Source organism: Deltaproteobacteria bacterium (assembly GCA_029860075.1).
Lineage (GTDB): Bacteria > Desulfobacterota > JADFVX01 > JADFVX01 > JADFVX01 > JAOUBX01.
In genome coordinates this window covers 1-24,010 of record JAOUBX010000022.1, presented here as the reverse complement: position 1 = coordinate 24,010, position 24,010 = coordinate 1, and the positions used below count along the sequence as shown (strand labels likewise).

Here is a 24,010-nt window from a genome sequence, read left to right as displayed (position 1 = left end):
TTAAGTCTTATGTGGTTTCCAGTTCTCTGAACCTTTAGGAGCTTCTTTACCCAAAATCTTGAGGGCCAGAGCTATCGCCCACACAAACATGGCTGTGCCGTGAAGATCGCTCACGTTATCTCCTCTACTTACAACGGCGCCATAATAATTTATCTGCGATTTACCTTCAAAAAAAGAAAATGCCCCGCCCTCAGACCTGAAGTTAGCAGCAATTTCAAGTGCTTGATGGGCAAGTTTATGAACTGACTCCTTGCGGTATCCTTCGGGGACTGCTTTATTTGCATTATATACGACAAAAAGCCTATTCAAAAAACCACAACCATCCTTTATGAATGGTTGTTTTAAAGCAAAATCCATTAAGACAGAAGCTTCCGGATAAGGGAAAGATAGCCACTGTAATCCGGAATAGACCTTCATAGCACCATTGATTTTCATTGCATCAGGAGGATTGCTATCATACCAAGTCCCAGTATCAGGATCATAGTAGTTCGACAAAGTGTCAACTAATGCATCAATAATAGTCTCTACAGGATAACCAAAAAAAATCTCATTAACTGAAAGCAGAAACAACTGGTGACTAAAGTGACTGGCTGCAGCCCATGGATATTTCCAGTCCAATCCTTTCACGTAATGGACTGCATTGTCTGCATCTTTGAGCTCCGTTGGCAAAGGGTAATCAGGTTTTTCCCCCACCATCAATAGGGTAGAAGCAGATTGACGAGTTTCTGCTCTACGACGCCCCTGACTGCGATTCGTCAAAGCTTTCCAATGGGCTCTACCTAGCAGAACTCGGGCGTAATCTTTTAAATTATTTTTTGCATTGGCCTTAAGCCAGGGGTCATCAAAGTATCCATCAGTTCTTTGAAAAGACTTGATAAAATCTATGCATGCACCTTGTTTTTCCTTATTCCATTCTTCCCACAATCCCATTTGCCAAGCGATTTTCATGGCAAAGCATGTGGGCATCTGGGCCAAAGGGCCATCCGTTGGGACAATTCCACCACTGGAGCAAAAGCTAAACCTACCGGGATCAAATCCTGCTGCCATTTTCTCTAACCAGGTTGCAACATCTTTTCTTGTTTTTTCGATATCAATTTCCATATTTAAAATAAAAGATCAATCTTTAAGAACCTTTTGCATAACTTTAAGATATTTATCTCCGGCATAACTTATGGAAAAATGAATGTGATCTTTCTTGATATTTGCCATCAAATTATCATAATTATTGGCAATTTTATCAATGGACTCAGATAGATTACCCCCGAGTTCAATTCCATACCTGGAAGCAATTTCCGGAGTCCCGCCACTTGGATGATACATTACCGGGAGGCCACAGGATAGTGCCTCATATACAACATTGGGACAAGCTTCACCTCGTGAAGGAAACAAGAAAACGTCATTTTTTCGATATTCTTCTGCCAATAAATGTTGAGGCATGGGAGGTTTTCTATGCACTTTACCCGGATTTACTTCTTCAGGCCAGTTACCTACGAAATTGACAATTACTTCATCATATTGAGAGAATTTAGAAATTTCCTCAAAACCTTTATTCAGATTTTTAGACCAACTGGTTGCGAAAATCTTCAGCTTGTCTTTTTTGTTCCAGTATGTCTTTCCTTCCATATTAAAAATATTTTGATTGACCCCATTATGTACTACGTAATAAAGTGAATTAAGGTTTTCCACTATATTATTAAACTGATTTACAGACTCATTACTTTGAAAGATAATTGCATCAGCAAGCTTAATCAATGCAAGTTGAATAATGTCTCCTTTTGTTTCCGGCGTGTCAGCATAATTTTGCCTTAATCCATCAAGCCTTAAAACAATCTTGATCTCATTTTTTTTGAACCCATTTAGTATATATTTAAAAAGGCTGGAATAGCCGTATTTACGGTATCGCTCAATCTTTCTCAATGAAATATATTTGCCTGGCGCTGTATATGCCGTATTCAAAAGTAACAGGTCTTGATCTGAGCACTTATCAGATGTAAGTTCTACATTTTCCAGGGAGGATAAATATTCTTTTAGGGCAGCAATGAAAGAATTAGATCCTCCCCAAGGTTTATCAATTGTTTGGTAATCAATGAGAATACGGTTTTTTTTCATTAAAAAATATCCTCAAATAGATTTATATACATATTTCCAATCTTGTTAAGAGAGTAGTTCTCATTAACAAATTCAATTCCATCCTGTGATAACTTCTCATATTTCTCTTTATTGCTTAACAGGGTTTTCACATGTCTTAACCAATCTTCCCTCGTTTCAGCGAGTAATGCTGGTGATCCTTTGTATGATGGAACCGGGCTTGCAACAACGGGAAGACCAACAGACATAGGATAACCTATCTTAGTAAATGAGTGTCCGAGGTCATAACTGTTATCTAACTTTCGAGGAGCAACTTTAATATCACCCTTTCTCAGGGTATTTGCTAAATCCTTATCATCGTATTTTACAAAAGATGTTTCTATTGGAAGTCTAACATGAGGATCTTTTTCACAAACAAAGAAAAACTCAAGTGCATGTTCTTTTGTAAGCTCTGTTATTACATCCTCAATAAAAAGAACATCTGCCGCTTTGACAGCATAACCACAATATAACAGTTTTACTGGCCTTGATATTTTTTTAGGTAAATAATTACCTATTGTACTTATATGTTCAGGAATATAGCTGACTTTGGGATGAAATTTTTCAGCAATTGTTTTTAGAAATTCAGAGGATGTTAAAACAACATCTGTTAATGTCAGGAATTTGTGCAAGTCATCTATATGTTTTTCTGTAACCTGTTTTGTCTTACCTGATTTTTCAAAGTAGTTTACATTAATATCCAGGATAATTTTGCATCCCTTGTTGACCATTTTCTGTGCGATCTTAAAATGATCTTCAGAAAATGCCTTTTGAAAGATTAGAACATCATATTTTTTGTAAGATTTATATAGATCTGAGTCAAAGCCTTTTGATCTTAAAAATTTATTGATATCGAGACATCTAATTCTGGTAGATGCCATAACATTTCTGTATGGCCACTTCGCTTCAACAACCCACCCTATACGATATTTTTTACTATTCATAAAAACGACTAGGTGAGATCCATGTATTTTTGAGCTACTGAGTCAAAATGGAGATCATTACGTGATAAGCATATATTTCTGAATTCTTCATAATTAGCCAGCATTTTAGAAAAGTCTGAAATAGGTAAACCGCATCCTTTCACTAATTCCTTTGTACCACCCAATGGATTATAGCATACGGGTACACCAGCCAAAATAGATTCCACAACAGTGTTCGGACATGGATCATTTTCTGAAGGAAAAAAAAGAAACTTCATTTTATGCAAGTAGGGCAATATCTCTGTTCTTTTGAGGGGACCAACTGATTTGACATTTGGAAATTTTGTAAAATTAAAAGATGATTTAATGTGGTTACCAATAAGCAGAAAGGATTCTTCGGGATGTTTTTTTATTACGTCATAAAGAACATCTAACCTTTTTTTCTCACCAATACCCCAGGTAACATGCCCAATATATTTCCCTATTTTCTCAGTAGGGTAAAATTCATTCTGATTTGCACCATTATAGATGATTTTGTATTTTTCAGGACTATCTAAAAATGGGTGCATATTTTCAAATACAAAATTACTTTGATACACGGTAACATCAGCTAAATCATTCAAGTCTCTAATCTTTTGATGCTTTTGTTTTCGATACTCGTTTTCATCTGATTCTACATGCTCATCGAGGCGATGAATGATAAAACAACCATTTTTTTTTGCAGTTTCAAGCAGTTTTATATCTATTTTATCGGCAATAACAATTGCTCTATCTGCTTTACAGATATTATAAACGAGATTGAATTCATCTTTTCTATATTTAATCCACTTGACTAGATTAGAGGAAAAAGTATTTGAACCTCCACCCTTTGTAGCTGGATTTAGAGAAATAAATACATTGGTTTTACCTTTCTTATAAATGTTTAACGCCGAAAAGGAACGGATTTTTTGCATCAGGTGTTTCATTTCCACCTTAAACAGCTTTTACATATGATAGGTTCTGCCTCAGTAGATTTATTAAAAGCAGCAATTTTTTTTCTGAATAATTTATATTTTTCTGAGTTCCAGATTTTCACTATTGAATTGTCATTCAAATTACCCATAATTTCCTTCCCGTCGACATCATAACAGCAAGGGACAACATCGCCATTCCAGTAAATTCCTACTTGATGGTAAATATCAGTACATGGTTTTTTCAAAGCTTTAGCTCTGTATGTTTGATTTGTTGGAGCCAAATGAGGATCTGTTTCTCTAAATCCTTTTACGAAGAAATTTATGCCCAACTCGCTAGCCATTTCTTTTGCCTCGTTAACTTCATGCTCATTATTTCTAAGGGCAAGAAACTGCCATTCTATGCGCGTTTTTTTCCCATCGTGAGCATGAACTACCTTTTTCATGTTTTCATATACTTTTATGAACTGTCCACCAACCCTATTTTGTTGATAGCTCTTTTCAGATGCACCATCAACTGAGAATCTGATCAGATCAATTTCTATATCAGCCAGTTCAGCAATATTTTCATCATTAAATACCAGCCCGTTTGTAAAAATACCAACTTCAAATCTATCTTTTTTTAGTTCACTGGCAAATTTAGGCGTTAACTTGTTGAGCATAGGTTCACCCTGAAAGTGCAGATAGACCTTCTTTATTCCAAAAGTTCTCAACTCCCTTTTAACCGCATTGAAAGTATCTTCAGACATAGAGCCTAGTGGACGTGTCATCAAATCGTGGGCTGTCGTTCCGTGTTCAGCAAGTAATTCATTCTGCATTCCCACCATACAGAATGGACAATTCAAATTACATCTATTGGTTGTCTCAATTATTGCCTGAGTTGGTTTCCTGAATATTTTCTCTCTAAATCTTTTGGTGATATTCAAATACATAGCTTCAAAACCTGGCAAGGTTTTTATCCGATGAAGTAAAATTATTTCCAAATGATTGGCGCTTAATCATGTCATGGAATGCCCCTTCGGTCTCCATTAAACTATCCCAGCTACCCTGTTCAATAAGCCGCCCCTTACATAGCACAAAAATAATATCAGCGTTCTTAATTGTAGATAGGCGGTGAGCAATAATGATGCTAGTATGGTTTTTAGTTAATTTCTCCAAGGAGTTCTGTATATATTGTTCTGATTGACTATCCAAAGCACTTGTAGCTTCATCCAGAATTATTATTTCAGGAGATTTTAAGAAAATCTGTGAGATGTTAATCCTCTGTCTTTGGCCACCTGACAGTTTGACTCCCCTGTCCCCTACAGAGGTATTATACCCTTCGGGTAATTCCATTATAAAATCATGGGCATAGGCATTTTTTGCAGCCTCAATCATTTCTTCTTCAGATGCCCTCGGATTTCCCATCATAATATTTTCTCTTACTGTCTTATTAAAGATAATAGGTTCTTGATTAACAACACCAATCCGGTCTCTTAAGAATTCAAGATCAAAATCCTGAATTTTTACCCCATCAATTAATATTTTACCTCTGTTAATATCGTAAAACCTTACAAAAAGGTTTGCCAATGATGTTTTTCCAGCCCCCGATTCACCGACAAGGGCTACTGTCTGTCCCTTGAAAATATCCATCGAAATATCTTTTAATATTTCTTCTTTTCCATAATTGAGCTTTATTCCCTCTACCGCTATTTTTTCATCTATTAGTTTTTCTTTAGTAAATTTTCCACTCTTTTCTTTGCACATTTCAACTTCCTGGAGAAAATTGATTATCTTGTTCATGGCAGGAATGTTATTATTCAGGAAGCCGTATTTTTGGTTAATTGCTGTTATTGACTGATTCAGCCTTTGTAGAATATATAGAAAAGTGAGTAACGATGCTGTTGCGAGTAAGGAATATTTCACACTCAGAAATACAAGGATAAAAAATGTTCCAAGCCCCAAAAATTGTGAGATTGTACCCTGCCATTGCATCATAAGAGCAGATTTTCTATTGGAAAAATCTGCATCCCAGCAAGAACTGCTGAAAGAGGATTCCATCTCGTTGTAGTGTTCAAACAGTTTAATATGTTTAATCCCCTGAATGCTTTCATCTGTAATTACAGTCAGATTACGGGTCATCTCAACATTAATATTTGAAAGCCTCTTTATTAATCGGGAGATGAAATAGCTCTCTGCTAGAAATAGAAAACTTACAAAAGCAACAATTAATGTTAATTTAAATGAAAGCATTACCATGAAAACAATATAAACAGCTGATTTAAGCATATTAATTGTTAATTCAAGTATGCTCTTAAGTACCGAATAACAAGCCCTCGTTTCATTGATGACCATCTGAATTAATTCGCCTTTTTTGTTACTGTCAAAAAAGCTTAAAGAATTTCTGCTTAACTTACCGAAGGTATCGCAGCGGAGTTGGTAAATAAATAATGTGGAGAACTTTGTTTGGAATGTGAATACGGCGATATTGATTAGACTGCTTAATAGCAGGGAAAGAGATACAAAAAAGAAGCCGATGAGAATCCGTTGCTCTTCAGGGATTTGTTTGAAAAGTTCATAAAAACTTGACATGAAAGATCCTTTTTCAAGATTACCCCCTGAAAAATTAGTTGTATCGACTAGACTCTGAAAGAAAGTGGTCATTGAAGTAAATATTACCCCTTCCCACGCTGCCTGGAAAAACATTAATATTACACAAATCCAGAATTGTTTCTTTAATGAACCCAGTAACTTATAGACAAATATAATTTTTTGTAATTTATTTTTAATATTTTCTGTGTAATTTAAAAACATCTCTTCAACTCATCCAAAATAACTTTTCATCATAGATCGGAAATACTTAAAAGCATTACATGTTTTTGTCCTGGTAGTTGAATACTAAATGGATCGAAGCCTACCATAGTGCTCATATTAAAAAGAAAGCGAAAACCTTGAAAACGATTATAAGCTCTATAAAATAGTAATGGCATAAATGGAGAAACATTAGTTTTTGGAAAAAAATCTTTTAATAACTGTACTAGTGTTTCTTCTGTGTATTCGCAAACATGATTGCTATCCCAGAGTTTTCCTTCTCTTGCTTTAGGAGTTGTCAAAATAAGTCGACCCCCTGGCTTACCTATACGCTTAATTTCATCTAAAAGAGAGGATGGGTTATCTAAATGCTCAATAACATCAGCCATAATGATAATATCTACGCTTTCATCCTCTAAATTACAATCTTGTAAAAGAGAACATTCAAACCTGACAGAGTGCATCAAAGGTAAATCCTTTACCTTCTCCCTGGCAAGCTTGATTCCTGTCTGATCTGTATCACATCCCAGTACTTTTTTGGTTCCATGTTCTGCCAAGAGGTAGGTTAGAGCACCATCTCCACAACCAATTTCTACCCCGAATTGAACTTTTTGGGGTATGTTTTTCAAACATTTCTGGTAGCGGGTGTGTAAAGGAAGGGATCGTTTTAATATTTTGTAGAATGAAGTTGTATCAATGTCATTCCAGTGATAGGCTCCATATTTTTGGTATTTATCAAACATTAGATATCATCTGGCCTATAAAAGGCTCTATGGAATTTATATTTTGTTGCATTTCCAATATTCTTTTTTTTCAATCTCTAGGCACGTTTATTAAACAGGTTAGATAAACTGGAAGATATGAATTTAAATCATATAGTTATCTGAACTTATTTTTGTGCAATTATATTTACGAGGAAAATATTCCCCTCATGTATATTCAATTCATTAATGAACCAATTCTTCCATTGATCCGGACAATAGGGGAGAAGGTCATCGTGAGATTCTCTCCAATGTTCTATTACAACTGATTTCCAGCGGCTGTCAAAAAAATTGTCCAATACCTCAAGTTTACCTAATAAGAAAATTTTATTTCCATGAAGGTGAACGGGAGCACTTAAAATCAGTTTCCCTCCTTCAGCCAATAAGTCATAACAATAATTCAGATCATTTCTGTATAAATCAATCGATTTTAAAATATCTTCTTCATTCTCATGCCAATGTTCTATGGAATTGTTTCCATAAATCAGATCAAAGGTCATACCTTCTAAATAGGGAGAAGGAAATGCTCCTGAGATATAATGCTGATGTTTATTATGAAATATTTTTTTAATTCCAAATAGATTTAAAAAAAATATTGCAATTCTATTTTGTAGTTTACGCCCTTTTATTCCTGGAATATATAGAGGCGGAAGGTTCCCTGGATCAATTCCTAAATAATCCACATTATTTTCTTTACAAAAATGAACATCTACTTCACTATTGGCACCACATCCAATTTCCAGAACTCTGTTATTTTTAAACGTATCTTTATGTGAATCAAAGATAGCTAAAGAACAGCGTCTTATGGGAGAAGTCATGGATATGCCATTGTTTTTGAGACGTCTCCAATCGCCTCCTGCTCCATCAAGCCTATCTCTATACTTCTCATCAAGATTTTTACAAGTATTATACTCAATACAAGCTTTACAATTGATATTTGAATGTATCATTTAATTGGAGAATCCTTTGTGTGAATTACTTGAAATCAGGGAAAACGGGTATTCTTGGGCACAGAATATTATCTTTATTTCCAACATAAAGTTGAACTCCTTTTGGACGAAAATATAATTCATCTAATGCATAATAATATTCTTCCATCGATCTCTTTTTTTGTGTTTTTTGGGGTAAAAGGTCATCAAAGCTGGACTTATCATTAACATGTTTGTATGCTTTAGTTCTTTCTTCTTGCATGACTTCATTATCATCATAAAAATGTTTATAAGTGTGTAAATCAACACCCAAGAGAACTATTTTTTTATACCCGAGAAGATCTATCAGATGCATCCCGACACCAAGCGAACCCCGATAAAGAAGGCTTTGCTGAAAGTCATCGCTCTTAAAAGGACGATCATCTTCAAAAGTTATGGCTGGCGGCATTTCGAATAAGGTAAGTTTAGGATTAATTGGGAAAAACTTTGGTTCCGTACGAGGATGAGTTAGACGATAGACAACCTTTGTTGGGACAAACCATAATGTATTCTCATAGATTTCTCTTATTTCTTTCGAAAAAGAATGATATAAAATCTCATTTGAGGAAGGTTCATACCCCAGATAATAAAAGGTCATCGGAAACTTGGTCAGGAAAGCATAATTTAAACCGAAACTATCATTAGCCTTTATAATATCCCACTCTTCCCGAGTTAAATCATTAACTGAAGGCCCACTGCAAAAAAGAAAAATTATATCACTAGTCTTATACCCGGGCCAGTCCTGTTGTTGTATTAGGCTGTACGCGACGTTTCTATTTTTAACCCAGCGAAAACCCGCTTTATGGATGGGGAAAAGAGCATAATGTCTATACTCCCGTGCGGCCTGCCTTAAATTGAAACGAACCTTCTGATCTCTAAAATTAGTCATTTTTCTAATTGTTATGTGTGCCGGAACCCTCTAAAAGATGCATCTTTACTTCCATACAGTCTTCTGGTTTCATCAAGCACTAATTCCAGTTTGTTTTTATAGTAATTTTTTATGAGCCGATCATTTGCTTCCCAGAGAGCCTGCATAAACTCATCATCACTTAACTCGGTAAAGTTAACCGACAAAAGATCTGAATTTGTATGTTTGTTTTCATAAAAGTCCTCACAATCTTGAAGCCAGCCTTTTTCAATTGCGTAATCGTATAGCGGGGATCCGGGATAAGGAGTTACGGGACGAATTGTTCTCAATTCTACGCCATCATCATACTTGAGCAAAAACTCTACCCCCTTATTCAAGGTCTCTTTATTATCGCCGATATTTCCAAAAATGATATTAAATCCCGGGCTAATACCGGCTTTTAACGTCTGTTCAATACCAAGAGTAATAATGTCCGTCGTCAACCCCTTCTTCATTTTCCTTAACACTTCATTATCCATCGCCTCAATACCATAACTGATATATACACATCCAGCCTTTTTTAATAGTGCTAAAAGTTCTGGTTCGGCAAAATTAAGACGTCCGCTACAATACCAACTGATACCCAAGTCAGCTTTTAATATAGCTTCGCACAGATCCGCCGTCCTCTCTACAGACGACATAAGAAGCTCATCTGCAAATGCGATATAATTTATGCTGTATTCAGATTTTAAAAATTTAATCTCCTCTATAATACTCTCACTGCTTCTGACACGCAAACCCTTATCCATACGGTAACAAAAGGTACATTTAAAAGTACACCCTCTGCCGGAAATAATGTTCATGGAAAAATCACTGGATTTCATATGCGCATGTCGCATTAAACGATAATACTCGACAGGAAACAGATGGTATGCAGGGAAGGGGATCTCATCAATATTTTGAATCAATGGTTGAGGTCTTGTTTCAATAACAGTCTCCCCATCGCGAAATGCAATACCCTTAACCTCTTTTAAAGGTGTTTTCTTTTCCAGGGCCGATAAGAGTTCAACAATCGTCACTTCTCCTTCCCCCATGACTGCAACATCTGCTCCGGTCTTTCTAAGGAAAAAATCAGGGTCAGGTGTTGGGCCATGTCCTCCAAGGATATAAAAAGGTCTGTTTTTTGATCGATTGATAGACTGTGAAAGGGATATGATTTTTCTGTATTGATAATATCCTGCAATCAGTCCCACACCAACGATATCAAACTTGTTACTGTCCAGATACTTTCTGAGATGATCATCAGGATAATGATGCACATCCTGGTTGTAAATCTCAACATCATGTCCGGCATCCAGCAGAACAGAGGCAATATACGCCACACCCAATGGGAATGTATGCATATAACCGCCATTATCGTATACTACCAAAAGAATTCGCACGAATTACCCCTTAATTATTTGCATATTTATGCTTTAAGTACTTGAGCCTTGTTCATACTTTGAAACCAGATCTCCAGGTTAACCAGTTGCCAGAAAAACATCATATGATTTTCTTTCATTATACCGGAAGAGACGATCTCTTCATGTTCATCTAGGAGTCGCTCGACTTCTGTAATATTATATATTCCCCTGTTTTGGAAAGAAGAACTCCCGATAAGATCCCTCAAAGCATCCAGCCTTTTACCTGAAAACCAAACATGTGCGGGAGCATTCCATCCGGTTTTTGCAATACGTGTACGCGTTTCTTCAGGCAATATCCCCCTCATGGCTTCCCTCAGGAGATGCTTGGTAACCCCCTCATTATATTTTAAAGTTTCAGGCACCCGAAACATAAATTCAACTAGCCTGTGATCAAAAAAAGGTAAAAAGTTGTCCAGACCGAAAGCGGTTGCCTGTCTGTCTTCTGCACGTAGACAACAGGGTATAGTCTCTCTCGTCATATCCTGATAGGTACGATTTTTTAAATAACTTCTAAATGGATGATCCATTACTGGCTGGTATTTATCGAGATCAAAGAAATCTGGATTAAGGGCTTGGGCATAATAATTTACCCTGGCCTTGTCAGGTAAACAATGCCCCTGATTGTTAAAGTCGATAACCTTTCTAAAATTCTGTTCTACAACATCAAAGTTCTTTTTATAAAGGGGGTGGTTATGGTATTTGCGCCACATTTTAACTTCATTCTTTAATCTTTCCTCATCGCCAGCTACTCTAAGATCAGCGAAAAAAAACATAAAGTGCTCATATTCACCTGCATTTAGTTCGTCTCCACCTAATCCTCCAAATAGTCCACCGAAACCCAGGTTCTTTGTCTCTTCACATAAAAGGAAATGGGAAAGCCATGTCGCTGTCGCAACGGGCTCATCATGTACAGAAATCATTTTTTCTATAAGGCCCATCACATCAGGATTGTCGTCTATATGGACCTTGTGCCATTGTTCAACACATAAATCCAGCATTGTGACAATTTCTTCTGATTCATCGTAGGTCTTATCGGCATAGACTGTTGAAAAAGCATTTTGCTTTTTCTCTGCAACCCTGACAGCTGAAGCCATAACGGACGAAGAATCCATTCCACCGGAAAGAGTAAATGCAGGATTATTAACAACTTTTATTCGACGGGAAACAGAATCAAGGAGGAGGTCGCGATATTTATGCGCAAGCTCCTCTACTGAGCCTGTCCAATCGGGCTCGTCATTTAATTGCCAATACCGAGATATTGTTGTTTTACCTTTTTTGCAGCACAGTATATGGGCAGCTTCAAGTTGAGAAATACCTTTGAAAGGAGATTTGTCAGAATCATTATCGAAATAGCGATAATGTGAACCCGCGAATCTTCCAACAAAATCAGGTCGTGGTTCCAGACTGACTTGGGGTAGCACAGAGAATGCTTTTAAACGGGAAGAACATGCCAAAAAATTGGGTTTGTCAATAAAATAAAGTGGCTTTATCCCAAAGCGATCACGCGCCATCCAGAATGTGTCAGAAGATTTATCATAAAGAGAAATGGCAAAGTCACCGTTTAGTTGCTGTACTGCACCTTCAAAACCATACTTTTGATAAAGTGTAATAAGCAAAGCGACGTCACTTGTCTCATCACCCAGATCATCACGATTGAATATATGTCCATCCATAACTGCAATAACACTTCCTGTCCTCTGTAACTTTGTTTCAGAAGTCCCTAGCCAGCCAACTTCACCGTATTCCATCGAATCCGTAAGCAATGACGATTCTGGAAAGGTGTTTATAGCTTGAAGCATCTTTGATGTCATCATGGAACTGCTATATCTGCTATCTTTACAATAAAAACCTGCTATTCTTGACATGAAAATCCCTTTGACTTCAGTTTTAATTCAAATATGTGCCAACCATTCTCCATTTTCATGTTTTCCATCCACCCGGTATCACAGAGGGGGGAAAAAAAGTGAAAAGCCGTTTCAATCCAGTGTTTCTTGAGATCTAGTAGCTCCTCATCTGAATGAGTAAGTAATTTTTCATACATATTCATGAAAACTGGAAACATAGGGCGAAAGCCAATATCATATACCTTGGCCACGATTGCAGGTATGAATTGCTCATGCCTGGTAATCCTTAACCCTCCTTCTCCAAAAACCTTTTCCCACTCTGATAAAATCCGGGCATGGCGTGATGCATTTTCATACCGGCCACGGTCCAGATTTTTTAGCCAGGAACTGGTTGACTTATCAGCAAAACGGTAAAACATAAATTCCAGTTGTTTTTTATCTGGAGCAATAGTGATAATGCGACCCTCAGGGTGTAGGATTCTATGTAGTTCAGCTAAGGTTGCAGTCATGTCTTCAGTCCAGTAAATATTCGGCGCCCAGATGGTTCTTATACTTTTACTTTCCAGCTTTGTCTGTGGCTTTTTTGTATTAATTTTTATCAGTTTATTAAAGACACTCATTCTTTCAGACTTTACTAAATGTGCATCCTTCCAGTCTACGCCAAAGTCAAAACGCGTTGTTGGAGGTTTTTTAATATCAACTAACTCGACCGATTTATTGACAGTGTTAAAATAATCATCTTTTAGAGTTGACTGTTTGTGTGAATCCCTACTCCACGATACCTCACGATATACATCAAATGTTTCATTAAATTCGCCTCCCAAAAGTACAACCGTATTAACACCGTCCATACAGCCAAATTCGAGGCTTGGTTTTTCAATATCCGTTCCCAGAAATTCACGTGCCATATACAACATGTGAGCATACCACATGGCGCTCTCTGGTCTAAGCCATAACGGGACTAGCAGGCGTCGCAGAATTTCAGTTACACTTAGTTTTTTATTCTTCAGTTCCATTCAATATAACGTTTTTCCCTGTTTATTGCGTACATATAAAATTATTCAATCTATGCCAGGCTATGCCGGGATGGTTGAAGCTCAAAAATGTGCCACACGTTTTCCATCTCCATCCATTCCGTATCACACATTGGGCTAAAAAAGTGGTACGCTGTTTCAATCCAGTGCTTTTTAAGGTCCATCCACTCATCTTCGGAATAAGTACGTAATTTTTCGTACATATTCATAAAAACGGGAAACATGGGACGAAAACCGATCTGATAGACTTCACTCACCAGTGAGGGGATAAAGCGCTCGTGCCTGGATATGCGCATTTTTTTCTGAGAAAAGTACTTTTCCCACTCATCTAACTCACGTGCGTGATGTGTTAAATTTATATGGATGCCTCTGTCAAGATCATTTATCCATTGTGTATCAGAGACTTCGGCAAAACGATGAAAAAGATGGTTTTGCTGGGAAGCATCAGGAAAAATAGTGATAATCCTTCCCTCAGGCTGTAATACCCTTTTTAATTCCACAATGGTACTCTCAAGCTTATCCTCCTCAAGCCAGAATAAGTTGGGAGCAAAAATCGTAGCGAAATAATTATCATCTAACATATCAAGAGGCGCACCAAGATCATTGCAGACTAGTCTTTTATAGATAGACAATCTTTCCGATTTCTTTATATGTGCCTCTTTCCAGGAAATGCCACATTCAAAGTAGCTTGTTGGAAAAGTACGAATTCTTGATTCTTTCTCTTGGTCGGGATTAAAGTTATTAAAATAATCACTCTCCAGCATGGAGTGATCTTTGTAAGCATTTCTATCCCAGGCCACTTCCTGATAATCGTCAAAGGATAGTTCAAATTCTCCACCTAACATAATAAATGTTGGTACTCCATCAGTACAACCATACTCTAAACTCGGTTGAGCAAAATTATTACCCAAGAATTCTCTAACAATGAAAAGCTCATGGGCATCCCATAATGCCCGTTCAGGACGGAGCCATAATGCTGTCAGAAGGCGGCGGAATATATCTTTCATAGAATCTTTTAGCTCTTCCCTCTTTTCCCCAGAGATATTTTCAACCTTTTCCTATAACAAAAAAAGCTGAAGCCATAAAAAAACCTCGCCAGTCATCAGGATTTTCCATGGTAACGCCCTGTTTAACAAAGAAATCGGGGAGTTGCTTGCTGAATACAGGTGGCAGTGGGTGAAAATGGTAAAATTTTAAATTAACCTCTGTAAATCCCATTTGCTCAAACTTCTCTTTCAGAATTAATGGATTATGTACCCGAGACAGAACTTCATCATACCCCGGCTCAGATTCTTTTCCCTTTCTGACAGGGGGGAAATCCATACGAAACTGTTCTTTCATCGCTTCAAGAGATTCTGTGATTTCGTTATTATATTCTCTTCCTTGTTGCAGGAGCTCATCTGCCCGGATTAATTCATTTCGAAAAAAGTCATAGGAGTACCTATTCAAGGAAAAAAGGGAAAAAAATTGATTTCGTGCTTCAAGTGCAACTAATCCACCAGGTTTAACGGCTGACTTTAGATTGCAGATTACATGATCTTCATCCTCTTCACTAATGTGTGGCATGACACCGGAACAGATAACCGCATCAAAGGCTCCAAGATCTTTGCCGGGCAAAGCAAAAGCTTCCTTGTCCAGAACACTCCCATGCCAGATGTTGTTCTCTGGAAGGTCATTCTCGGAAAAAATGCGCTTTGCCTCTTCTACCATCTCTGGTGTCAGATCAAAACCATAAAGGTCTATTCCTTCATTAAGTATGTCACGAAGGAATGAAGCTGGGCCACAGCCGGCATCTAATAAATTTTTAGCACCAACCGCCTTTAACAATGACCTAAGTAACTCCGTATGTACCTGGGGATAGGGTGCTTTTTCTCCATAATACTCATCATAGTATGTTTTCCCCCAAGTGGAATAACAGTCAGCAACCGCTTTTTCGTAATCTCTCATAATATCTCCTGTTTACATTGCGGTTGGCCTTAAGAAAGTGCGCAATGTATATTTGGTACTTGGTTCCTGCACCCTTTCAACGAGAACGGGCGTAAAACCTGATTTTTGTGCAAGGATCGTTATTGATGAAAAGCTAAAAACATGCAGGTGGTCAATAAAAAATTCCTCCCTGGACTGGCCTTCAAGTGCTGCCATTTCTCCATCGGGAACTTCAACGTAAACAAAGCCACCCTCTTTAAGATAATCCCGGCTTTTTTTCAACATTTCAATAGGATCATTGACATGCTCCAGCACTTTATTAAAAGTAATTACATCAAAAGTATCAAGATCTGATATCGTTAAAAAATCTCCTTTAGCTGCCTTTACACCAATAAACTGCTCAAGGTGTTCTACTGCATTATGATCAGGGTCGATAGCGGTACACTTCCATCCTGACCGCTTCATTCCGAAAGGGAAAACCCCTAAACCGGAACCAACATCAAGTAGTGTCCGGCCTTGAAAGTCAGTCCCAAAATGTTTTTCTGAAAAGTCATTAATGCTTGCCATCCTTCCTACATTATCCGATTGAGATGGGTCAAGAGAGATTATCCTTTCAAAGGTTTTATGAATACCATCTATGTCACTGTAGTTGGAAGCGACATAATCACCCGAATAAAGAGTGGAGAGATCTATGCTGCTGGAAGAAATATAATGCTGACAACAGGTACATTGCAGATATTCCCTATAATAGGTATGATCCTTACTAAAGGGAAAAGAGATTTCACCATCAGGTGGGGAAGTATAGGTGAAAACCTTTTCAAGTGAGTTGCCGCTACATATGGGACATTGCTCTGTTTGAGTTAAGTTGTTTACAGATGTGCATGTACCCAAAGCATTATCCAAATTAGATAATGCTTCTGTCGTATCCATCCATGTAACCAGTTCCATCTTTTCTTCTTCCATATATTTATCAAAGAGGTTTTCCTTCTCTTTTTCTACAAGAAGAATAAAGAACTGATCCAGTCTGTTTTTTACGAGCACAGCACGTAGGTCAAATTGTTTGAGCCTCCTGTTAAGAGATGGTGTTGCATAAAAACCAAAATTTTTTCGTGTCAGGTCATATTCTTTCCCTGAATCGGTAATAAATGTCACTTGTTCATTGGGAGAGAGCTCGATTCTTCCGCAGTCCTTGATTGTACGTTTAATGTCAAATCCAGCTTCAAATTCACGTGGAGGGCTTATCTCTTTAAATTTCATTTTTCCACTCCCAATCAGGGATCAGGAAGTCTTTTATTTTCCATGTCCCTTTGTCGTTAAACCATATTTCCCTGTTTCTGAACTTTTCACATATTTCAAAAAACTGAGCTTTGCTTATGCCAACAAATGAACAGAATTTTTTTATATCCTCATGAGGTGTTTCATCTCCACGCTCTTTAATGATTTTTATTCCTTCTTCACGTGTCATCCGCCCATTCTTAATTTCCAGGGAGAGGTTGTCCCATAACCTTGTAAATCCAAACTTATACCATTTTAACCAGTGGTGGATTGATATAAAGTCATCATCAATATCTGCATAATTATAGTACCCTGTCCTGGGACCTTCTTTACGTTGCGTAAATCCATGCTCCTTTGCTATTTTAAGACTGTTTTCAACATCCCAGGGGAAATAATAACCGAGGAAAACCGCCATTACCTGTGCCTGTTCCAGAGCTCCATCTCCTGGCCCAAAATAGGGGGTCAATTCTTTTTCAGACAGGCTTTCCGATACCCAGTCCCGGGCAGTAGTGCCATGCGTTACTCCATATTTCTTCAGCCAGTTACGATCAAGTTTAAATCCCTTTTCTTTATCATCTGAACCACAGTATTCAAAGGCAGAGTTTTCTCCCCATACAACCAGGGGAATCTCAAATCTGACAGCTATTTTAAGGGGAATATTGAAAAGGGCCATGTGCATTGGAATTGCTGTGGAACCGAACCGTTCCAGGGCCTGTAGCATGAACTTTGATTCTACCTTTGGATTGATCTGATAATCAATGTGGTCAACACCGAGAGATATGAGATTATCAAGGTTTTTTTGACCGAGCTCAGTACGGGCAGGTGTTTTCCAGGTCACCGCTAAGGGATTGAGACCATACTCAAGGCATTTTACAACCTGCCATGTACTGTCTTTCCCTCCGCTAACAGGAATTAAGCAATCATAACCACGGCTGAGAGACTTTGCACGTTCTACTACTTTTTGAAAACTGCTCTCGCGGTTATTCCAGTCGATATCTTTTTTCTCAATACTTGTTTTGTAAACGTTACTGATCCCATCCTTGTCAATAATAACACCAGGACGTGTATCAGGAAGAAGAAGTTTTTCACAATATTTCACAGGTTCTGCTCCAGGAATATCTTTGCATTAATAAAACTGAATAAGAATTTGCTGTAATGATTGGGCGCTGGATTCAAGTTAAATAAATCTGATACTTTTTTTCTGTTAATTAGTTCAAATATGGGAGAGTCCGGTTTCAAAAGGTAATCCATTGTTTCTTGATTTGAAAAGTCAAAAAGAGAGTTGATCGATGCATTAAAGCCTTTTTTACGTCTATCCAGTCTGACTGTGTCGTTTAATATTCCTTTCATTGATTCTCTCAGGACATATTTGCCATATCCATTACGAATCAGATGTTTATCAGGAATAGAATTTGCGAACTCAAATAGCCTACTGTCCAGGTATGGGCTTCTGTTTTCTATGGAATAAAACATGGAGTTCAAATCATCTTCGTGCAAAATCAATGGAGTTGCTTCATGGAAAAGTTCATTCATCATCCGGTTTCTTAAAAGGTTATCCGTAAAAAAATCTTCCCTGAACTTTTCTTCAAAAGGTACTTCCAGAAAGTCTGTAAACTCCTGACTGTTATCATAGACATGTTCCCTGTAGTCTGGCGATTCACTGTATAAATCGGGATTTCTTAAGATTGGATTTCGAACGAAGGGTAGTAGGTTCTTTTTCCAGTCATTCAGATATTGAGAGTAACTGGTCTCACTGCTGACTGCATTCAAATGAAGCAGGAAGTGATCATAGTAACCCGTAAAGAGTTCATCGGCAGAGGTGCCTGAGAAAGCAACACGATAACCTCTTTTGGAAATCTGTTCCGATAGCAGAGAATGAACAAAGTAAGTAGTTGTGGCAACAGGTACATCATGATATTCAATGAGCTTTCTGAGCCTTGGCAATACATTATTGTAGGATAGCTCTACCAGTGTACTTTGACACTTGATATCATCTATAGTTGCCTTGATATTATCGTATTCGTTGTAGCGCTCGTCTTTATCGATAATGGAGAAGACGGAGACATCATAATTAAATTCCTTAGCTGCGATAGACGCAATAGATGCAGAATCGACCCCTCCGCTTAAACAAAAGGCTAATGGTACATCTGACCTTAAACGAAGGCGAACACTTTCCAAAAGATGATGTCGTGCCCCCTCAATGGCATCATCCAGTGACATATTGGCATCAATTTTACTGACAGGCTGCCAGTAACGATAATGGTTTACTTCCAGGTTGGGATTGATTGTAAGGTTGCTGGCATATTTTACCTCACTAATTTCATTAAAAAATGTTTCTTCTGTCTTATAAAGTGATTTATAGCCCTGAACCAGATATCTTAATAGATGTTTTTTGTTAACGGTCAGAGCTTTGTCAAGAAGAGATCTGATAAATTTGATTTCCGAGCCAAAGTAGAATCCACCATCCGCCTGATAATAGTAGAGTGGTTTTTCTGCAAACCTGTCTCTTGATAAAAAAAGCTTTCTTCTATTTTTATCATAAATGGCAAAGCTCCACATTCCTTCAAAGTAATTAACACAATCTTCACCATATAACAAATAATATTTAAGTAAAACTTCAGTGTCGGATTCAGTTTTGCAAGTGATACCTTCTTTGTTTAAATTAGCTCTAAGTTCCAAGTAGTTATAGATTTCACCGTTAAAAATCAATGTGCAATTTTCAAGAGTAAAAGGTTGATTTGCCCGTTCTTTCAGGTCGATAATACTCAACCTGGAATGCAATAAATGAATATTGGTTTCACCCTGGTTTATATGTAGAGCATCCTGAAAATCCGGGCCCCGGTTTTTCATCAAATCCAGGGTATGGCTTATAGTAGATTGATGAATTAATCTGTTACCGATATAGCCAGCAATGCCACACATGACTACGCCACATTGTCCGGGAGAATCATCTCTCCGGCCTTTAAAGCAGTTTTTAATTTTTTGCCAAGAATCATTTCTTCATTGCCAGGTGCTATGCCGCCACCTGGCCTAACCCAGGAAAGGTTTTCCCAGGTTATTGTGCAGTTTTTCTCCAGATCCTGTGCAGCAACAAGGGAGCGTCTTGCAGCTATAGAAAGAGATGATTCCGATTCCTGTACATTTTTATTTGATCTGCCTAGTAAGATGGAAGCTTCTTTTATACGTTCTACTAATTGGGTAAGTTCAGCTGGATCAGCCGACAGTTGGTGGTCGCGAAAATCAGAATAATTCTTATCTATAGTAAAATGCTTTTCAATTATCCTGGCACCTAATGCAGTAGATAAAAGGGCTGCTTCTATTCCAAGAGTATGATCGGAATATCCTGCCGTTACATTTAAACGCTGCAGTTCCCTTATAGTTAATAAATTTACTTCATTGGGTGGGGAAGGGTAGGATGTTACGCATTGTAAAACTGCCATTTCCTGATCAATTGCATTTTTATTCCAAATTTGAGAGATAAAATCAACTGACTTTTTTACTTCCTCTAAATCCATCAAACCGGAAGACATAATTACTGGTTTACCTGTGCGAGCTATTACATCGATTAAGGGATAAAAGTTGTTATCTCCTGAGCCAATTTTATAGGCAACTACAAGTGGTTCCAGAAAGCGTGCACTTTCAATATCAAAAGGGGTTGACAAAAAAATAATATTTTCCTGTTTTGCTACTTCACTTAATCTTTCAAAGTCCTGATAGCTAAGCTGAAAACGTTTAAGCTGTGCAATTCTTTCTTTTTGTTGAAGAGATACCAGCTTTTCAGGCACTATGGTCTGGAACTTAACTGCACCGGCACCAGCCTCGGCAGCCAGGCCAATCATCTCTTCTGCCAGAGAATAACTGCCTTCATGGTTATTGCCTATTTCAGCGATAACCAGGATCTCTTCATCTGTATTAAAATCAGCTATTTTCATTTAATTCCTTCAGTTAGCGATGAAAATGAAATACATAGTCGGAGCTGTCTGTTTTAAACCCTAGACTTTCATATAGCCTCATTGATGGAATATTGCTGACCTGGGTTCCAACAAGTGTTTCAGTGCAATTGATTTGAGATTCAGCAAATGCAATCATGCTGCTGGCAATTCCTTTTCCCCTATAGCTGGAATCCACCGCAATTAAATCAATGATAAGCAAAGATTTTTTTTTAATTAATTGTGCAAATCCCACAATCTGCCCACCAGACAAAGCGACAACCATATGGTCTCCACGTTCGCCCTTGTAATAATTTTCTACCCATTTACCTTTGATATTATCGGCAATATTATTATTAATTGAAGGGTCCAAATGAAAACGTGAAAACCTGAAATTCTTCTGTGCTAAACGAACAACCTCTTTTTTATCCCCTTGTTTTGTAAACCTTATCTCAAAATCAGGATGCAACTCTTGTCTTACCTGAATTTTTGAAAACTTGTTTAATCTAACGTTTGTATCAATCAATCTAAATCCTGTTTCTTCTAACAAGGAGCTATCTAATAACCGATTTGTTCCAATCTTCGAATAAACAAAAAACTTTTCCATTGTAAATTGCGAATGAAAATTTTGGACAAAATCTTCTCCATGATTTTGCAATGATTCATCTACAATAAATTGAAAGCTGTCTTTACCAATAAGTCCGGATAGCCATCCGTCTTTTTTGATGTGGTCGGTTATTTGCATATAATATTAGGGATAAAAAATGCGAAGAATTCAGGAATTTAACTTTTCCCAGGCTGATTTGTACCAATTAATATACTCAACATATCCCTCTTCAAGAGGATGCTTTGGGTCGTAACCTATCAGACGCTTAGCCTTATTAACTAATAAAGTCCCTCTATCCGGGGTTAGCTTGTCTTTGGGCACATAGTTAATTTTAATACCCGAGAAATGTTCCTTAATGATCTGTGCCATGTCTCCAATTGAGCGCGATTCTCCATAAGTAAGATTAAAGGTCTCATTTACTGCATTCTCGCTCTTAATGATTTTACCCACACCCATTGCCAGATCTTTTATATAAGTAAAATCCAGGTGATCATTTCCATCTCCAGTAACAGTGATATCATCTCCTTTAAGCGCATTTTCTATAAAAATCTGCCCAACTCTCCGACTGATACAACGTTCTCCATACAGTGCTGATGGCCTGACAATCGTATACGGGAGATCAAAAACTTCATTATAGGCCCTGACCATTTGCTCACCAGACCATTTTAGATTACCATATATTCCCATTGGCTTACAGGGTGTATCTTCTGTTACGCCTTCTGATGGGAAGTTACCATAAACCATACTTGATGAAAAATAAATAAAACGATCTACATTCCCCCGTGCATAATCAAGTGCATTTTCCAGAGTTCTTAAACTGTGATCAAATGTATCAAAAGGATTTTTATTGGAGCGATTGGCATGTGAGACTGCAGCCAAAAGAATAATAACGTGGGGTTTAATTTTTGATAATTCATGCGACAATTCATTGTAATTTCTTGCATCTTCAACATGAAGTGGAATCTCTGCTTTTTGAAGCAATTCCAATCTATTGTTAATCATGTTGATATATAATTCTCTATTGCCTGGAATTTCCTGGTCAGTAGAATGAAGATAAAGCAAATTATTAACAGAAAGCCCATCAATAACAAACACCTCTGCACCTTGGTCTTTAAGAGTTAAAGCCAGGTTATGTCCTATAAAGCCTGCCCCACCAACGATGGCGACCTTTTTACCTTTTAAATCGTTGTTCACTCCTATCTCCTTCATCTTTACTTAAACTGAGTAATTGCATTTTTTATGTTTTGTGCGATATAAGCCATATCTTCATTGTTTAAATGTGGCCCAACCGGCAAGGCGATAGAATTATAACTTATTTTGCTTGCACAAGGGAAACTATTCTCACTAAAATTATACTTTTGCTTATAATATGTAAAATGTGGAACAGGTCTTGGATAGTAAATGCTTGTTCCAATACCTATCTTTTTTAAAAATTCAACGATCTCATATCTTTTTGCAGAGAGTGAGTCATTTAGTATAATTGAAAGACAATAGTAGCTACTTTGGAATTTGCCATAGCTCGATTGAAGTAGTTCGATTTCTGAAACCTCTTTTAGTGCTGTTTCTAAATACTCATAATTCTCTTTTCGCTTTGAAATAAAACCATCCAGCTTTTTTATCTGTTCTATGCCAATTGCCGCTTCAATTTCATTCATGCGGTAATTATAGCCCAGCATGTTAACATCATAGATGCCTGGAATCTTTCTTTCACCAACGGTTCGATCAACGCCAAAGGCTTTTTCACGAGTTAACCTCTCTGCAATATCTGCATGCTTCGTAATTAACATACCACCTTCAGCCGTTGTCATATGTTTTACCGGGTAGAAGGAATAACTTCCAGTATCACCAAATAAACCGACATGCTTTCCTTCTATCTTACTTCCAATTGCCAGTGCACAATCCTCTATAACCTTAAGGTCATACTTATCGGCAATCTTCATGAGGCGCTCCATATCGACAGGCATTCCCAAGAAATGAACAATTGATATGGCCTTTGTTTTCTCAGAGATGTTTTCCTCTATTTGATCTATGTCGATATTGCCGGTACTTAATTCGGCATCAACAAAGATCGGTTTGGCACCTGCCAGTTCGACCGCATGGGCTGTTGCAACATGAGTTTCAGCGGGGACGATAACTTCATCTCCTTTTTCGATTCCATAGGTAAAATATGACAGGTGTAAAGCTGCTGTGCAGGACGAAACAGAAACGGCGTGTGGGGCCAGCGTGTAATCTGCAAAAGATTGCTCAAATTCTTTTGCTTTGGGGCCATGCACCAAAATATTCCCGGACATTACATTTAAAACAGCATTTTTTTCTTCATCATTGATTATTGGTCTGCCAAAAGGTATTTCTCTCAACGAATTGCTCCTTAATATTTAGTTATATATATTCTACTTGCGTAGTTTCATTTGTTGTTATTGACTTTTCAGCAGCATAACAGATGGACATTACGTTAAAAACGTCTGTATCCGTTACCATGGGTTCAATCTTTTTATTGAGGATTGAGTCAATAAAAGTGGTAATTGAATCTTTCCTCCTGGCTTTCCCAGGATATTCTTCTTTGATA

At 37.5% G+C, this 24,010-nt stretch carries 22 protein-coding genes; all 22 read right to left on the bottom strand.

Annotation, left to right across the window (positions count from 1 at the left end):
* Window positions 1-1,101 carry a hypothetical protein gene (locus OEV42_08610; protein ID MDH3974327.1) on the bottom strand — a complete coding sequence of 367 codons (1,101 nt, stop codon included), beginning with the start codon at window positions 1,099-1,101 and terminating at the stop codon, window positions 1-3.
* 15 nt (window positions 1,102-1,116) lie between these two features.
* Complete coding sequence (locus OEV42_08605) at window positions 1,117-2,109, bottom strand: glycosyltransferase family 4 protein (GenBank protein ID MDH3974326.1); 993 nt, start codon at window positions 2,107-2,109, stop codon at window positions 1,117-1,119.
* A complete protein-coding gene (locus OEV42_08600) occupies window positions 2,109-3,071 on the bottom strand; it encodes a hypothetical protein (GenBank protein ID MDH3974325.1) in 963 nt (320 codons plus the stop codon). Before OEV42_08600 ends, OEV42_08605 begins: the two co-directional genes overlap by 1 nt.
* 8 nt (window positions 3,072-3,079) lie before the next feature.
* Window positions 3,080-4,003, bottom strand: a complete 924-nt coding sequence (locus OEV42_08595; protein ID MDH3974324.1) for a glycosyltransferase — start codon at window positions 4,001-4,003, stop codon at window positions 3,080-3,082.
* Window positions 4,004-4,011: 8 nt separating this feature from the next.
* Window positions 4,012-4,950: an SPASM domain-containing protein gene (locus OEV42_08590; GenBank protein MDH3974323.1), complete on the bottom strand. Its 939-nt coding sequence runs from the start codon at window positions 4,948-4,950 to the stop codon at window positions 4,012-4,014.
* Window positions 4,937-6,793, bottom strand: coding sequence for an ABC transporter ATP-binding protein/permease (locus OEV42_08585; protein MDH3974322.1), 1,857 nt, complete (start codon window positions 6,791-6,793; stop codon window positions 4,937-4,939). Before OEV42_08585 ends, OEV42_08590 begins: the two co-directional genes overlap by 14 nt.
* Before the next feature lie 29 nt (window positions 6,794-6,822).
* Window positions 6,823-7,533 carry a class I SAM-dependent methyltransferase gene (locus tag OEV42_08580; GenBank protein MDH3974321.1) on the bottom strand — a complete coding sequence of 237 codons (711 nt, stop codon included), beginning with the start codon at window positions 7,531-7,533 and terminating at the stop codon, window positions 6,823-6,825.
* Between the two features lie 146 nt (window positions 7,534-7,679).
* A complete protein-coding gene (locus OEV42_08575; protein ID MDH3974320.1) occupies window positions 7,680-8,501 on the bottom strand; it encodes a methyltransferase domain-containing protein in 822 nt (273 codons plus the stop codon).
* A 25-nt stretch (window positions 8,502-8,526) separates the two neighbouring features.
* Window positions 8,527-9,408: a hypothetical protein gene (locus tag OEV42_08570; GenBank protein ID MDH3974319.1), complete on the bottom strand. Its 882-nt coding sequence runs from the start codon at window positions 9,406-9,408 to the stop codon at window positions 8,527-8,529.
* A gap of 11 nt (window positions 9,409-9,419) precedes the next feature.
* Window positions 9,420-10,808 carry a B12-binding domain-containing radical SAM protein gene (locus OEV42_08565; protein MDH3974318.1) on the bottom strand — a complete coding sequence of 463 codons (1,389 nt, stop codon included), beginning with the start codon at window positions 10,806-10,808 and terminating at the stop codon, window positions 9,420-9,422.
* Window positions 10,809-10,834: 26 nt separating this feature from the next.
* The gene (locus tag OEV42_08560) at window positions 10,835-12,694 is read right to left on the bottom strand and encodes an asparagine synthase-related protein (GenBank protein ID MDH3974317.1); all 1,860 of its coding nucleotides are present in this window, start codon (window positions 12,692-12,694) and stop codon (window positions 10,835-10,837) included.
* Window positions 12,682-13,689, bottom strand: coding sequence for a hypothetical protein (locus OEV42_08555; GenBank protein MDH3974316.1), 1,008 nt, complete (start codon window positions 13,687-13,689; stop codon window positions 12,682-12,684). The genes OEV42_08560 and OEV42_08555 overlap by 13 nt, the downstream gene beginning before the upstream one ends.
* Before the next feature lie 50 nt (window positions 13,690-13,739).
* Window positions 13,740-14,714 (bottom strand): hypothetical protein, encoded by a 975-nt coding sequence (locus tag OEV42_08550; protein ID MDH3974315.1) that lies wholly within the window; start codon window positions 14,712-14,714, stop codon window positions 13,740-13,742.
* Window positions 14,715-14,754: 40 nt separating this feature from the next.
* Complete coding sequence (locus OEV42_08545) at window positions 14,755-15,654, bottom strand: class I SAM-dependent methyltransferase (GenBank protein MDH3974314.1); 900 nt, start codon at window positions 15,652-15,654, stop codon at window positions 14,755-14,757.
* 12 nt (window positions 15,655-15,666) lie between these two features.
* On the bottom strand, window positions 15,667-16,890 hold the full coding sequence (locus OEV42_08540) for a class I SAM-dependent methyltransferase (GenBank protein MDH3974313.1): 1,224 nt from the start codon (window positions 16,888-16,890) through the stop codon (window positions 15,667-15,669).
* The gene (locus OEV42_08535; GenBank protein ID MDH3974312.1) at window positions 16,880-18,007 is read right to left on the bottom strand and encodes an N-acetyl sugar amidotransferase; all 1,128 of its coding nucleotides are present in this window, start codon (window positions 18,005-18,007) and stop codon (window positions 16,880-16,882) included. The genes OEV42_08540 and OEV42_08535 overlap by 11 nt, the downstream gene beginning before the upstream one ends.
* Window positions 18,004-19,830, bottom strand: a complete 1,827-nt coding sequence (gene asnB / locus OEV42_08530) for an asparagine synthase (glutamine-hydrolyzing) (protein MDH3974311.1) — start codon at window positions 19,828-19,830, stop codon at window positions 18,004-18,006. Before asnB ends, OEV42_08535 begins: the two co-directional genes overlap by 4 nt.
* 2 nt (window positions 19,831-19,832) lie before the next feature.
* Complete coding sequence (locus tag OEV42_08525) at window positions 19,833-20,840, bottom strand: N-acetylneuraminate synthase family protein (protein MDH3974310.1); 1,008 nt, start codon at window positions 20,838-20,840, stop codon at window positions 19,833-19,835.
* Between the two features lie 13 nt (window positions 20,841-20,853).
* Window positions 20,854-21,582: a GNAT family N-acetyltransferase gene (locus OEV42_08520; protein MDH3974309.1), complete on the bottom strand. Its 729-nt coding sequence runs from the start codon at window positions 21,580-21,582 to the stop codon at window positions 20,854-20,856.
* Window positions 21,583-21,612: 30 nt separating this feature from the next.
* The gene (locus tag OEV42_08515; protein MDH3974308.1) at window positions 21,613-22,638 is read right to left on the bottom strand and encodes an NAD(P)-dependent oxidoreductase; all 1,026 of its coding nucleotides are present in this window, start codon (window positions 22,636-22,638) and stop codon (window positions 21,613-21,615) included.
* Between the two features lie 17 nt (window positions 22,639-22,655).
* Window positions 22,656-23,801: a DegT/DnrJ/EryC1/StrS aminotransferase family protein gene (locus OEV42_08510; GenBank protein MDH3974307.1), complete on the bottom strand. Its 1,146-nt coding sequence runs from the start codon at window positions 23,799-23,801 to the stop codon at window positions 22,656-22,658.
* Between the two features lie 22 nt (window positions 23,802-23,823).
* A partial coding sequence (locus OEV42_08505; protein MDH3974306.1) for a hypothetical protein occupies window positions 23,824-24,010 on the bottom strand: 187 nt, incomplete at its 5' end.

Excerpts from the sequence above, each read along its gene's own strand:
- OEV42_08610 (MDH3974327.1), bottom strand. The coding sequence starts at position 1,101 with ATGGAAATTGATATCGAAAAAACAAGAAAAGATGTTGCAACCTGGTTA.
- OEV42_08605 (MDH3974326.1), bottom strand. The coding sequence starts at position 2,109 with ATGAAAAAAAACCGTATTCTCATTGATTACCAAACAATTGATAAACCT.
- OEV42_08600 (MDH3974325.1), bottom strand. The coding sequence starts at position 3,071 with ATGAATAGTAAAAAATATCGTATAGGGTGGGTTGTTGAAGCGAAGTGG.
- OEV42_08595 (MDH3974324.1), bottom strand. The coding sequence starts at position 4,003 with ATGCAAAAAATCCGTTCCTTTTCGGCGTTAAACATTTATAAGAAAGGT.
- OEV42_08585 (MDH3974322.1), bottom strand. The coding sequence starts at position 6,793 with ATGTTTTTAAATTACACAGAAAATATTAAAAATAAATTACAAAAAATT.
- OEV42_08580 (MDH3974321.1), bottom strand. The coding sequence starts at position 7,533 with ATGTTTGATAAATACCAAAAATATGGAGCCTATCACTGGAATGACATT.
- OEV42_08575 (MDH3974320.1), bottom strand. The coding sequence starts at position 8,501 with ATGATACATTCAAATATCAATTGTAAAGCTTGTATTGAGTATAATACT.
- OEV42_08570 (MDH3974319.1), bottom strand. The coding sequence starts at position 9,408 with ATGACTAATTTTAGAGATCAGAAGGTTCGTTTCAATTTAAGGCAGGCC.
- OEV42_08560 (MDH3974317.1), bottom strand. The coding sequence starts at position 12,694 with ATGTCAAGAATAGCAGGTTTTTATTGTAAAGATAGCAGATATAGCAGT.
- OEV42_08555 (MDH3974316.1), bottom strand. The coding sequence starts at position 13,689 with ATGGAACTGAAGAATAAAAAACTAAGTGTAACTGAAATTCTGCGACGC.
- OEV42_08550 (MDH3974315.1), bottom strand. The coding sequence starts at position 14,714 with ATGAAAGATATATTCCGCCGCCTTCTGACAGCATTATGGCTCCGTCCT.
- OEV42_08545 (MDH3974314.1), bottom strand. The coding sequence starts at position 15,654 with ATGAGAGATTACGAAAAAGCGGTTGCTGACTGTTATTCCACTTGGGGG.
- OEV42_08540 (MDH3974313.1), bottom strand. The coding sequence starts at position 16,890 with ATGAAATTTAAAGAGATAAGCCCTCCACGTGAATTTGAAGCTGGATTT.
- asnB (MDH3974311.1), bottom strand. The coding sequence starts at position 19,830 with ATGTGTGGCATTGCTGGCTATATCGGTAACAGATTAATTCATCAATCT.
- OEV42_08525 (MDH3974310.1), bottom strand. The coding sequence starts at position 20,840 with ATGAAAATAGCTGATTTTAATACAGATGAAGAGATCCTGGTTATCGCT.
- OEV42_08520 (MDH3974309.1), bottom strand. The coding sequence starts at position 21,582 with ATGCAAATAACCGACCACATCAAAAAAGACGGATGGCTATCCGGACTT.